Genomic DNA, 12,716 nt, shown 5'->3' with positions numbered 1-12,716 from the left:
ACAAAATATGGGGTTAAAAAATGAAAGGACTGACTAAACTAACGGCGGTTTCACTCGCAGTAGCCTCTGCAATGCCGATAATGGCAAATGCAGAGGTGTTAATTAGTGAATACGTTGAAGGTAGTTCAAACAACAAAGCGATTGAACTGTATAACAACAGTGACGTTGCAATTGATTTAACAGGCTACAAATTAGTACGTTACAAAGACGGTGACTCTGCAGCGCTTGATATGGTGGAATTAACTGACACTATTGCCGCTAAAAGTGTCAAAGTCATTTTGCATTCAAGTGCAGCGATTACCTTGCCAGCCTCAACCGACTCGATGACCGGTAACTTATACTTTAATGGTGGCGATGCTGTCGGCTTATTAAAAGACGGTGTGTTGGTTGATGTTGTTGGTGACATTCCAACACCAGCAGGTTGGGGGTTTGACACCACATTCCAGCGTAAATTAGACGCCTTAACTGCCAGCACTACTTATGATGCTAGCCAATGGGTCACATTAGATAAAGACACCTTTAGTGGTTTAGGCTCGCTTGATACCGCAGTAACACCAGAGCCAACAGTATTTACCTGTAATGGGGCCACACTGACCAACATTTATGATGTGCAAGGTGCAGGTGACTCTAGTCCATTAATTGCCGATGGTAGTTATGAATCGACTAATGAAGTGACCATAAAAGGGATTGTTACTTCTAGAAGCGACAGTTTATACAAAGGCTTCTTTATTCAAGACATGCAAGGTGACAACTCACCTTATACTTCAGACGGCATTTTCGTCTACTTGAACGAAGCTGCACCAGACACTATTCAGCCAGGCACTGAAGTGTGTGTGCAAGGTAAAGTAAACGAGTATTACGGCTCGACTCAGATTAACCTTAAGGACGATCAAAAAATTGAAGTTGGCGCATTAGGTGAAGTGCCTCTAGCCAGTGCATTTTATGTTGCCGATGGCGAAACCCTAACGCAAGCATTAGAGCGTGTTGAAGGCATGAAAGTAGTATTAGATGCGGGTAGTGAGATGAAAATCACCCGTACCTTTAGCTACGATTATGACGGACGTCGTAACAATATGGTGTTGTCACATAAAGCGCCATTAATGAAACCAACTCAAATATTTGAGCCAAACTCAGCAGATTCTATTGCACTGGCTAAAGCTAACGCAGTAAACCAGTTATTTGTTGAATCTGATTTCAAAGCGAAAGATGGTGAAGTACCTTATTTCCCAGAGTTTAACGCAGAAACGGGTTACATTCGTGTGGGCGATCAATTGACTAACCTTGAAGGTGTGATTGGTTATAGCTACAACGCATTCCGTATTTTACCGACCAACATGATTACTGCTGGCGATTTTATCCGTGTAAACGATCGTACCGATGCGCCTACAGTGGCAGATATGGGCGACATTCGCGTAGCGAGCTTTAACGTGTTGAACTTCTTTAATGACGTTGTTGGCGGTGATACTAATCCATCAAACAGCAATCGTGGTGCATTAATCGAAGAAGAAATGGTGTTGCAGCGTACTAAAATAGTGAATGCGCTTGTCGCCATGAATGCTGATGTTGTTGGCTTAATGGAAATCGCTAACAATGGCTTTGGCGAGTTAAGTGCCATTCAAAACCTTGTAGATGCATTGAACGCAGAATTAACTGATGATCAAGCGTATCGCTTTGTTGAAATTGAAGATGCTGATAAGTATGAAGACAAATTCATCGGCAGTGATGCGATTACAGTTGGCATGTTATATCGCCCAGCCCGTATTACATTAGACGGCGCGGCAAAAGTGATTGCGACGCCAGAACAACATGCTGCAGAAGGTGCGCAAACCCGTGAGAAAGATGGCGTTGTTGAGCAAAGCCCGAGTTATGAAAAGTTCCAACGTCATAGCTTAGTGCAAACCTTTAGCATTAACGATGAAAAGTTAACTGTTGTGGTTAACCACTTAAAATCGAAAGGTTCAGGCTGTATTGAAGACTGGGCTGAATTTAACGAAAACGCTGAGCCAGCAGACTTGCAAGGAAAGTGTAATGCATTCCGTGTATCAGCAGCCAAAGTACTCGGTGAGTCACTAAAAGATGTTGCTGGTGATGTACTGGTTATTGGTGATTTAAATGCCTACGGCAAAGAAGATCCGGTAGCAGTATTAACTGATTACGATGCCTCAACTACAGATCATGTTATCCGAACTGCATCGTGGACTACCTTAAACGGTAAAGTGTACGAGCGTGAAGGCAGTGTGATAGATAAAGGTTATGGTTTAATTAACTTAAACACTCAAGCACATGGCGCAGCCACTTATTCATATAGTTACAGTGGTGAATTAGGTAATTTAGACCATGCTTTAGCCAATGAGAGTTTAGCGGCTAAGTTAGTCGGTATTGACGACTGGCACATTAACTCAGTTGAATCTAACCTGTTTGAATATGGTAGCAAGTACACCGGAGATCTGGTTAAAACTGAAAGTCCATTCTCAGCTTCAGACCATGATCCAGTGATTATTGCATTAAGCTATCCTGCGCCAGTAACGCCAACTCCTACGCCAACACCAGAGCCTGTTCAAGATAGTGATGGTGGTAGTTTAGGTTACTTTGCATTGATGTTATTAGGTGCTCTAGGCTTACGCCGTCGCAGTTAATTATTGCATTAATAATGATACATATAAAAAAGGCGCCCTAGGCGTAATGTCGTTCACTTAAGGTGAGCGGCATTTTTATTTTTGCTACAGGATACTGTTTTTAATGACTTTTTAAGTGCCGTGGATAACGCCTTTCACGCTTGCCTTTGGTAAGGCCTAGGAATACTAGACACTTTGTAACGTTCTAAAATGATGATTTTCATATTCAGCGGGTGAAACCCTGCCATTAGCAACACAGTATCAAGCTTATTAATCAATTGACGGACGTATTCTGAGCGGAATAGAGACATGCCTATAACAACCCAAACTATCGCGTCCATGGGCAATTTACATCGCCTTAACGTCGCTACGCCATTTGAATTAAGGCAGGATTGAATAATCCCGGGTTCTAGTACATCAGCGAGAGATAAAAAACTCAGTTAGATGATTAATTGAAGTGTGAGCAAGGGGTGGTGAAAGTTCCATAAAAAAATCCGACAATAAAGATTATCGGATTTTCGCAGGCTAGAAAGATCGGTCAACCGATCAGTTAAATTTTGTCGTTTTACCGCTTAACTGATTCGGTATACGCCCTAGGCGCGTTTTAAAAGTGGTATATTTTTCGTTAAATTTCCATTATTCCGTCCATTTCTACCAATGATCCCTTTGGTAACTCTTTGACGCCAATAGCGGCACGAGCTGGATAAGGTTGTTGGAAGTAACGACTCATAATTTCGTTTACAGTGGCAAAATGAGATAAATCGGTTAAGAAGATATTGAGCTTAACGATGTCACTCATTCTTCCACCTGCTGCTTCACATACAGCGGTCAAATTTTCGAACACTTGTACGACTTGTTCTGCAAAATCATCGCTTACCATGGTCATGGTTTTTGGATCTAACGGAATTTGACCTGAAAGATAAACGGTACTGCCGACTTTAACTGCTTGTGAGTAAGTGCCAATAGCTTGTGGAGCTTTGTCGGTTGCGATGATAATTTTTTCGGCCATAGTGTGCGTGCTCTCTTTAATAGTTATCAGTGACTAGCGGTTACGCGAGGTGCGTAATACTTCAGGTAAAACACGTATTCTGCGCATAACGTTTGCAAGGTGAACACGATCTTTAACTGAAATACGTAAATTAATCAAATACACTCGGCCATCACGTTCTTCGGTACTGAGATTGTGAATATTAGATCCAGCAGATGCGATGATAGAAGTAATTTTTGCTAATGCACCTTGATGGTTAACAATTTCAACGCGTAGATTTGCTTGGTATTCTGCGCCTTCTACGTTATCCCAATGCACTGAAATATACTTATCAGGTTCGCCTTGATAGCCGCGAATATTGGCACAACTTTCCATGTGCACTACCAGACCTTTGCCTGGGCTTACATGGGCGATGACGGCATCACCAGGGATTGGGCGACAACAATTGGCGTAAGTGACCAACATACCTTCAGCACCGCGAATTGGCATTTGTGGTTTTTCTTTATTGCTATCTTGCGAATCAAACTGCTCACCAACCAAGCGCTGGGCAATCACAATGCTCATGGCATTGCCTAAGCCAATATCTGCTAGCAGCGAGTCTAAAGATGTGTGTTTGGTTTCTTTGATCACTTTCTCAAGTAATTCAGCCGGAATGGTCTCAAGCTTAGTATCACCTAAGGCATGGTTTAGTAAACGCTTACCTAATGCGATAGCGTTATCGCCTTTAAGACTCTTTAATACTTGACGAATTTTACCACGAGCTTTACCCGTTACGACAAAGTTTAACCATGCAGCATTAGGGCGAGCACCTTTTGCGGTAATAATTTCGACTGTTTGCCCTGAAATTAATGGTTGGCTCAACGGATATGCTTGACGATTAACGCGTGCGCCAACACAGGTATTGCCCACATCAGTATGCACTTCGTAGGCAAAATCGACAGCAGTGGCATTGACCGGCAATTCTAATATACGACCTTCAGGGGTAAAAACGTAGATTTCTTCAGGGAATAATTCAGTTTTAACGTTTTCAACAAATTCAAATGAGCTGCTTGCACTTTGCTGTAACTCAAGCAAACTTTGCATCCATTTATGAGCACGAACTTGAGAAGTGCTTTGTTGAGTCGTATCGGTATTGTTTTTATACATCCAATGCGCAGCAACACCTTTGTCGGCCATTTGATCCATTTCTTCAGTGCGAATTTGCACTTCAACAGGAACCGCATGAGGGCCAAATAATGATGTGTGTAATGATTGATAACCGTTGGCTTTGGGAATAGCGATATAATCTTTAAAACGTCCTGGTCGCGGCTTGTATAATCCGTGCATAGCGCCGAGCACGCGATAGCAGGTATCAATAGAGTCAACGATAACTCGGAACGCATAGATATCCATGACCTCTTGAAATTGCAGTTCTTTACTGCGCATTTTTCGATAAATCGAATAGAGGTTTTTTTCACGACCTTTGACTTTAGTGGGGATTCCAGCTTCTTCAAGGCGTGTTTCAATGGCGACTTCAATACTGTTAATTAATTCTTTACGATTCCCACGAGCGGCTTTGACAACATCACGTATCACTCTATGTCGCATAGGGTAATAGGCTTGAAAACCTAAGTCTTCAAGTTCGATTTTGATATTGTGAATACCTAATCGGTTAGCTATTGGGGCGTAGATTTCTAGGGTTTCGCGAGCAATACGACGACGTTTATCAGGGCGAAGTGAGCCCAGTGTGCGCATGTTGTGAGTTCGGTCAGCCAACTTGATGAGGATAACTCGAATATCTTGAGTCATTGCCATCATCATTTTACGGAAATTTTCCGCTTGGGCTTCTTTTCTATCACGAAACTTGATTTTATCAAGTTTTGAAACACCTTCCACCAGTTCTGCAACCGCCACACCAAATAACTCTGTGAGTTCTTCTTTGGTGACAGGAGTATCTTCGATGGTGTCATGAAGCAAGGCAGCCATAAGCGACTCGTGATCGAGACGCATGTCTGCCAAGATGCGGCTAACCGCAACAGGATGGGTAATGTAAGGCTCGCCACTTGTGCGCATTTGCCCTTCGTGGGCATCACGCGCAACCAAATAGGCCTGCTTGAGTAATTCTACTTGATCCGGCTCTAAATAGCTGGATGCTGACTCTTTTAGACCTTCAAACAGATACAAGTGGCGCTACTCCTTATAAAACGCGGCCTTCTGCAATGGCTGCGACAGCGGCAATTTCAGCTGCTTCACGTTCACGAACAGTTTGGCGCTCATCAGCATCTAAAGTGTTTGAGGTGACTAAACCTAATTCGATTTCACGTAAAGCGACAACCGTTGGTTTATCATTCATCTCATCAACCATAGGTTCTTTACCTTGGACGGCGATTTGGCGTGCACGACGCGCTGCAACCAGGATCATATCAAAACGGTTGCCGATTTTATTTACGGCGTCTTCTACAGTTACGCGAGCCATGTGTTGAAACTCCAGTGTTATCTATGGGAAAAAATGACGCAAAATTGTACACTATGACAATTAATCTGCCAAGAGATCAACAATCATATCATTTTGCGCATGCTGCTGACTAGCACAGGTTAGCCTTTGACTGCGAATAATGGCGCTTAAATCGGCTAGCGCGTTATCAAAATCATCATTTACAATTATAAATTCGTATTGTGCATAATGTGACATTTCCGAAACGGCTTGTGCCATGCGTGAATCAATTACTTGCTGACTATCTTGACCTCGGCCGGTTAAACGGCGTTCAAGCTCAGTTTTAGACGGCGGTAGAATAAACACTCCAATCGCCGTTTCCATTAATTTTTTTACTTGTTCTGCGCCTTGCCAATCAATATCAAGAAATACATCGATGCCTTTATCTAAGGTTTGTTCGATGACTATCTTGGAAGTGCCATAAAAATTGCCAAAAACTTCGGCCCATTCAATAAAGGCATTTTGGGCAATTAGTGCTTTAAATTGTTCCACAGTAATAAAATGATAATGTTGGCCATCGACTTCGCCTGGACGAGGTTTGCGGGTCGTATGTGACACTGAAACCTGTTTATCGCTGGGTTTATCTTTTAATAGTGCTGATATAAGTGATGATTTACCTGCGCCACTAGGGGCTGACACAATAAAAAGATTTCCACGAGTGCTCATAAAAAGGGTTTCTCATCCGATTATTCATTAAGAAAGCTTAATATTATACTCGTTAACTGTAGGGTTATGCTAGCGCAATGATAGATATTGGTATTGTGTATTATTGCTATTAGATTAGTAAAATCAGCTCGTAGATTGATAAAAAGTGACTTACGCGATAGTGAATAAAAAAGTAACGCAAAATCTAGGTTGGGTATGGCTTTATAAGATAAATTCTGTAGGCTTTGCGCTATTAATAGCGGGTGTCGATTTTGATGATGAGAACAATCCATTTGTGTTGTAATAACGCACGATAATCACCGACTCATTCTGTTATGTAGCCAGCTGTTTTTTGATTTTTTTGTAAATGAATAGGAATGATTGATGTCTGTAAAAACCCTACTGTGCCGAGATGGTCGTGACACAGGCTTAAGGTTAATGGGAGTTATTTTAGCTGCATTTTTGTTGCTAATAATCTCTGCTGTTGTATTTCCGGCAAGTGTAATTAATTGGATTGTGACGCTAGCAGTAATGCCTGTTGTTGGTTTATCGGCTGTTCGTCGCTTAAATGATGCCAATAAGTCGATTAAATTGGCAATGGTATGTGTTGTTCCGGTATTGGTTTTTGGCATATTAACCTACTTAATGGCGCCTTTAGGCACACTAGCAGGAGTGTTTTTGTTTGGCCTGGCTTGTGGTGGCTACCTAGCATTCTTACCGGCTAAAAATTCAATTAACTATGTGCAAGGATATTATGGACCAAGCATGGTATCAGTATCCATTTCGGGCTCGGTTTTTCATCGACAAGAACCGGTAATGAAAGGGCAGGTTATGCCTGTTCATGAGCAGCCTGATAACACTTTTTCATCAAGAGAGCCAGCTGATGAAGTAGCGTTTACGGGGGTAACTCATCCAGATTCTGCCGATAGAGACAAACATCCATTTAATGATGATGCTGTGCCGCAAACAAGTTTCGAGCAAGCTGGCACGCACATGGATCAACATTTCGATACAGCAGCAGAAGATGATCCGGTCAATTCGTTTTCGACGTCGCAAGAACGTAGTCATCAGCCGCTTTATGTTGATCAAGATGCGTTGCAGTCAGGGTCGATTACTGAACTTGCAAAGTCTTGGCTGAATGTGGCTAAGTTACACCAGACAAAGTTGATTTTAATCGGTAAAATTGCTGCGGCTATTATTGCTGTTAGTGTGGTTGTGTATTTGGTTTTCACTTTAATCAGTGTATTTTCTGGCGACGGCACAGAGCAAACTGAGCATGTTGATGATATGAGTAATCAACAACAAGCCAGCATTCGACAAATGATCAAACTGCCTGATGGGTTTTGGCTCGCTTTAGAGGGCGAAATCCTTATCATACGTTGGTTAGGTGAAAGTGGTGATAAACAAAATTTATGGCGTTTAGCGACTGCAATAGGTGATAAAACCTGTACCAACCTTGAATTTAATGACGGTAGCCGTTACCGACCAATAACGGTTGATCTACTAGATGATGGTGCCAGTGAAGCTCGATTTACGCCACTGGATAAAGATGCCATTGTTAATCATGTTGCGCTTAGAGGTAGCTTTAAGTTGTGTGGTTATGAATTTAGTTTAAAGGGCAGCCAAGCAACATTAATGCAAAACCCTCAATTTGAAATGATACTAGGGGCTGTTGATCTTTGTTTGAATTTTGTGCGAAGAAGGTAATCTCGTATAATTCACTTCGCCAAAAACAAATACAACGAGATTACCATGCCCCGATTAATGCTCACTGATGAGATGTGGTCGAAGCTAAAAGCTATTCTGCTTGATGATAGAGTTTATAACAAGCAAGAGCATCGATTTACGATGGAAGGGATCCTTTACCGATTGCGTGTCGGCTGCCCTTGGCGAGATTTACCTGAATATTTTGGCTTATGGAATACCATTTACCGTCGTTTTTTACTGTGGTCAAGAAAAGGTATTTTACTCAGGCTGTTCAAAACATTATCGACTAATAGTGATACTGAATGGGAATTTATTGATGGAAGTTATGTAAAAGCACATCAACACAGTTCAGGTGCATCATCTGATGAAAATCAAGCAATTGGGCTAAGTCGTGGTGGTAATACAAGCAAAATCCATCTCGCGGTAGATAGCTATGGTTTACCGATAGAATTCATTGTTACAGGTGGAGAAGTTCATGATAGTAAAGCAGCTAATGCCCTTATTGAACTGTTGCCACAAAGTCATTTTATTATTGCAGACAAAGGCTACGACAGTGAAGCGATTAGAGATAAAGTGCGTGAATGTGGTTCAAAGCCAGTGATCCCTAGAAGACAAAATTCGAAGCAAGGAAATGGCGATATCGATTGGTGTTTATACAAATATCGGCATTTAGTTGAAAATGCTTTTGCTCGGCTTAAGCATTTTAGAGCGATAGCGACCCGCTATGATAAATTGAAAATTAATTTTGAAAGCCTGCTGGCTCTAGCTTGCTCTATAATTTGGCTGCCAATGTGAAAGATCAACAGCCCCTAAGCCAGTAACCATTATTAAGGTAACCAAACAGAAGAAATGTGTTGGTTATCTTTGGCTTTGATGAACATGATTTGGAGTTTTTGATTGGTCAATTTTATCCGTAAAAATGTATTGCCTCAGTTTGGTTTTAGTAGTGAGCATAGTACGCTTTATCCATTGGGTAATGGCCATATTAATCAAACCTTCTTGGTGAGTGATAAATCAAAATCGTTGGTGTTGCAGCGCATTAATACCCAAGTATTTATTGAACCTAAGGTGGTCATTCAAAATGCTGCCAATATTAGCCAGCATTTATTGATTAAGCACCAACAGCATCATTATCCATTACAAGTGGTTAGTCCAATAGCCACTATAGCAGGTGCACTATATTTGGATTTAGGCGAACAAGGTTTTTGGCGAGCAATAGATTACTTACCTCATAGCAACACGATTGAAGTGGTTGATACACCAGCTCAAGCTAAGTTGGCAGCTGAGGCTTTTGGGCATTTTGCCGCAGCATTAAGTGATTTGAACCCTAGTTACATTGTCGATGTTATCCCTGATTTTTTGAATTTACCTCAACGTATCGCTCAATTGCGTGATGCAAAGGCAGCTGACACTCATACTCGATTAAGTCATTGTAAAGATTGGGTCGATTTGTGTTTGTCACAGACAGATTTACTGGCAACATTGGTACAATACGAAGCCGAATTACCGGTTCGAATATGTCATAATGATACTAAAATCAATAACATGCTGTTTGATGGGCGAGATATGTCCAGCATGGCCATTATTGATTTAGATACCTGCATGAAAGGATATTTGATGTATGACTTTGGTGATATGGTGCGCGCTTTTTGCTCTCCAGAGCCAGAGGACTCAACTAATTTAACCAATGTATATGCCCGACCTGAGATTATTATTGCAGCAGCAAAATCGTACATGGAATCTCTAGCTGACATTATTACTCCGCTCGAAAAACGTAGTTTATGGCTCGGCACTAAAGTGATGCCATTAATGCTTGGGGTACGGTTTTTAACGGATTATTTAAATGGCGATACATATTTTGGGATCAAGTATCAAACTCACAATCTTGATCGCGCTATAAATCAGTTAACTATTTATCAAAGTCTACTGCAGCAAGAAGCGCAGTTAATGTCATTATTTAACTCGTAGTCACCATCGTTAACTCACTTCAGCTTGAGATCATACCTATTACCATAAGTAGCAGCACAAAAAGTTTGATAATAATGGGCATTATTTTGATCTGAGGTTAGTTATTCATTTAAACAAAAGAAGGACTTCGTTGATGTCGAATTTGCTCAATAAATATAAATGGATTTTATTTGATGCCGATGAAACGCTATTTCATTTCGATGCTTTTGCTGGATTGAAATTAATGTTTTCGCGCTTTGAAGTTGATTTTAATATTGATGACTTTGCTGTTTATCAGCAAGTAAATAAATCATTGTGGGTCGAGTATCAAAACGGTTTAATTAGTGCTACGCATTTACAACATACCCGATTCCATCACTGGGCGAACAAACTATCTGTTACTCCACAGCATCTAAACAGTCAGTTTCTTGCGGCTATGGCCGATATTTGTCAGCCATTGCCTGGTGCCCGGGAACTGATTGATTCTCTAAGCGGTAAAGTTAACCTTGGTATAATTACTAATGGTTTTACCGAGCTACAAAATATCCGCTTGAGCCGTACTGGCTTTGAAGATGCTTTTAATCCGGTGGTTATTTCTGAACAACTAGGTATAGCAAAGCCAGATGTTGCTATTTTCCATCATGCTTTTAGCTTAATGGGAAAGCCGGAGAAGCATCAAGTACTTATGGTTGGCGATAACTTACATTCTGACATCTTAGGCGGTATCAATGCAGGTATCGACACTTGTTGGTTAAATCATCATGACGAACCTATAAGTGATGAGATCTCTCCAAGTTATCAGGTTCGTAATTTAACTGAACTGCATCAATTACTGATACCCAACACCATTGTCTAAGATTAAATACGCTATAAAATCAGTAATAAAAAAGCCATTCGACTGAATCAATGCCGATCGTTTAAGGGTACTTGACCGATCTTGCAGATGAAAGATAATCCCTACCAGTATTCTGGTGGGGATTTTTTATGTTTGAGCAAGAGCTTGAATTAGTTCATGAGTCTGTTGAAGAAAGTGGGTCTTATGGTTCTGTAATGGAGGCTATTGATTCTGAGTGGATCGAACAATCACTCCTTTCAGCTAACAAGGCGAGTATCCGTAATCGCCGTCTGCCTGCGCAGCAGGCAGTCTGGCTAGTGCTTTGGATGGGATTAATACGTAACCAGTCCATCAAAGAAGTCTGTAGCTCGATGGATATAGCACTTCAATCTGGAGACTCCACCTGGTCTCGTGTAGCACCGAGTGTATTGACGGATTGCCGACGACGCTTAGGTGAAGCCCCAATGTCTTACTTATTTAAATCCACTATATCAGCCTGGCTTGAGCAAGCGTTAGGGGACCAAAATACACTAGGGCTTACCACTCTTGCCATTGATGGAACGGTGTTTCGTTGCCAAGACTCTGAAGAAAATGCCAATGAGTTTGGTTTTATTTCAAAAACACACAAACCCTATCCTCAACTTCGATTAGTCAGCCTTATATCTACTGAAACCAGAATGGTATTAGGTGCTGCCTTTGATGGTTGTCACGTAGGAGAGATCACACTCGCACAGCGTTTAGTTCAAGATACACCTGATAACTCCTTAACCCTATTTGACCGTTGTTATTTCTCTGCTGACTTATTAGTCAATTGGCAAAGCTCTGGAGTACAGCGACATTGGCTGACACCCGTAAAGTCAAAAATGCGTTACGAGGTGGTCGAAGAGTTTGCGAATAATGATTTGCTCATTGATATGCCAGTCTCTCCCCAAGCGAGAAAGAAAAACCCCGAGCTTCCCGAAACATGGCGTGCCCGTTTTATTGCTTATCAAGAGCCAAAAGGTGAAATAAAAGGTTTCGTCACCTCATTGGTTGATCCCGTTAAGTATCCGCTGGACAAGCTACTTAATATCTACTGGCAACGCTGGGAAATAGAAGAAGGATACGGTGAACTTAAGCAAACCCAGCTACAAAGCAAGGTGACGTTACGAAGCAAATTTGTTGAAGGTGTTAAGCAAGAATTGTGGGGAGTGCTTATCGCTTATAATCTGGTTCGTTTAGAAATGACAGCGATAGCAAAGGAAGCTAAAGTTGCGCCAACCCGTATCAGTTTTACCGCGGCAATAAGCTTGATAGATACACAATTAAGGTGGCTTGCTTTATCACCAGATGGAAAGCTGCCAGCGAAACTTAAGCAAATGCGAGCCGATATAAAACACTTTATCCTTCCAGATAAAAGAAAGCACCGAACGTATCCACGCTCAGTGCTCTATATACCTAGCCGTTATCCACTTAAATATAAACAGTAATGCTTATCCGAATAGCATTAATTCGACTGAATGGCTT

At 41.4% G+C, this 12,716-nt stretch carries 10 protein-coding genes and 1 pseudogene; 6 read left to right on the top strand and 5 right to left on the bottom strand.

From position 1 onward, the window contains the following. Positions 1-20 precede the first annotated feature (20 nt). Positions 21-2,636: an extracellular exonuclease ExeM gene (gene exeM / locus HNW13_RS12350; protein WP_192116379.1), complete on the top strand. Its 2,616-nt coding sequence runs from the start codon at positions 21-23 to the stop codon at positions 2,634-2,636. 230 nt (positions 2,637-2,866) lie between these two features. On the opposite strand, the pseudogene HNW13_RS12345 reads toward exeM, so the two are convergent. The 5 genes and pseudogenes from HNW13_RS12345 to gmk all read right to left on the bottom strand — a co-directional run. Further along, positions 2,867-3,101, bottom strand: a pseudogene (locus tag HNW13_RS12345) (transposase domain-containing protein); the annotation flags it as partial. 139 nt (positions 3,102-3,240) lie between these two features. Beyond that, positions 3,241-3,624: a RidA family protein gene (locus HNW13_RS12340; protein ID WP_011635852.1), complete on the bottom strand. Its 384-nt coding sequence runs from the start codon at positions 3,622-3,624 to the stop codon at positions 3,241-3,243. Between the two features lie 33 nt (positions 3,625-3,657). Further along, positions 3,658-5,766 carry a bifunctional GTP diphosphokinase/guanosine-3',5'-bis pyrophosphate 3'-pyrophosphohydrolase gene (gene spoT / locus HNW13_RS12335; protein ID WP_192116378.1) on the bottom strand — a complete coding sequence of 703 codons (2,109 nt, stop codon included), beginning with the start codon at positions 5,764-5,766 and terminating at the stop codon, positions 3,658-3,660. A 13-nt stretch (positions 5,767-5,779) separates the two neighbouring features. Continuing rightward, positions 5,780-6,058 (bottom strand): DNA-directed RNA polymerase subunit omega, encoded by a 279-nt coding sequence (rpoZ, locus tag HNW13_RS12330; RefSeq protein ID WP_011635854.1) that lies wholly within the window; start codon positions 6,056-6,058, stop codon positions 5,780-5,782. Between the two features lie 60 nt (positions 6,059-6,118). Next, positions 6,119-6,742, bottom strand: coding sequence for a guanylate kinase (gene gmk / locus HNW13_RS12325; protein ID WP_192116377.1), 624 nt, complete (start codon positions 6,740-6,742; stop codon positions 6,119-6,121). A gap of 363 nt (positions 6,743-7,105) precedes the next feature. Between gmk and HNW13_RS12320 the strand changes: the two genes are divergently transcribed. The 5 genes from HNW13_RS12320 (at position 7,106) to HNW13_RS12300 (ending at position 12,679) form a co-directional block, all read left to right on the top strand. Beyond that, complete coding sequence (locus tag HNW13_RS12320; RefSeq protein WP_192116376.1) at positions 7,106-8,428, top strand: DUF805 domain-containing protein; 1,323 nt, start codon at positions 7,106-7,108, stop codon at positions 8,426-8,428. Between the two features lie 45 nt (positions 8,429-8,473). After that, positions 8,474-9,223: an IS5 family transposase gene (locus HNW13_RS12315; protein WP_124011573.1), complete on the top strand. Its 750-nt coding sequence runs from the start codon at positions 8,474-8,476 to the stop codon at positions 9,221-9,223. A 102-nt stretch (positions 9,224-9,325) separates the two neighbouring features. Further along, entirely contained in the window at positions 9,326-10,396 is a 1,071-nt protein-coding gene (locus HNW13_RS12310; protein ID WP_192116375.1) for an aminoglycoside phosphotransferase family protein, read from the top strand. A 133-nt stretch (positions 10,397-10,529) separates the two neighbouring features. Beyond that, entirely contained in the window at positions 10,530-11,231 is a 702-nt protein-coding gene (yjjG, locus tag HNW13_RS12305) for a pyrimidine 5'-nucleotidase (protein ID WP_192116374.1), read from the top strand. A gap of 128 nt (positions 11,232-11,359) precedes the next feature. Then, positions 11,360-12,679 carry an IS4 family transposase gene (locus HNW13_RS12300; RefSeq protein WP_192116373.1) on the top strand — a complete coding sequence of 440 codons (1,320 nt, stop codon included), beginning with the start codon at positions 11,360-11,362 and terminating at the stop codon, positions 12,677-12,679. Positions 12,680-12,716: the final 37 nt, after the last annotated feature.

This window comes from Shewanella sp. BF02_Schw (genome assembly GCF_014596695.2).
In the GTDB taxonomy this organism is placed as follows: domain Bacteria; phylum Pseudomonadota; class Gammaproteobacteria; order Enterobacterales; family Shewanellaceae; genus Shewanella.
The sequence above is the reverse complement of the archived record's forward strand: the minus strand, read 5'-3'. Positions and strand labels throughout refer to the sequence as shown.

Bases quoted from the DNA above. Each gene is read 5' to 3' on its own strand.
- gmk (WP_192116377.1), bottom strand. From the start codon at position 6,742: ATGAGCACTCGTGGAAATCTTTTTATTGTGTCAGCCCCTAGTGGCGCA.
- HNW13_RS12320 (WP_192116376.1), top strand. From the start codon at position 7,106: ATGTCTGTAAAAACCCTACTGTGCCGAGATGGTCGTGACACAGGCTTA.
- HNW13_RS12300 (WP_192116373.1), top strand. From the start codon at position 11,360: ATGTTTGAGCAAGAGCTTGAATTAGTTCATGAGTCTGTTGAAGAAAGT.
- exeM (WP_192116379.1), top strand. From the start codon at position 21: ATGAAAGGACTGACTAAACTAACGGCGGTTTCACTCGCAGTAGCCTCT.
- rpoZ (WP_011635854.1), bottom strand. From the start codon at position 6,058: ATGGCTCGCGTAACTGTAGAAGACGCCGTAAATAAAATCGGCAACCGT.
- yjjG (WP_192116374.1), top strand. From the start codon at position 10,530: ATGTCGAATTTGCTCAATAAATATAAATGGATTTTATTTGATGCCGAT.
- HNW13_RS12340 (WP_011635852.1), bottom strand. From the start codon at position 3,624: ATGGCCGAAAAAATTATCATCGCAACCGACAAAGCTCCACAAGCTATT.
- HNW13_RS12315 (WP_124011573.1), top strand. From the start codon at position 8,474: ATGCCCCGATTAATGCTCACTGATGAGATGTGGTCGAAGCTAAAAGCT.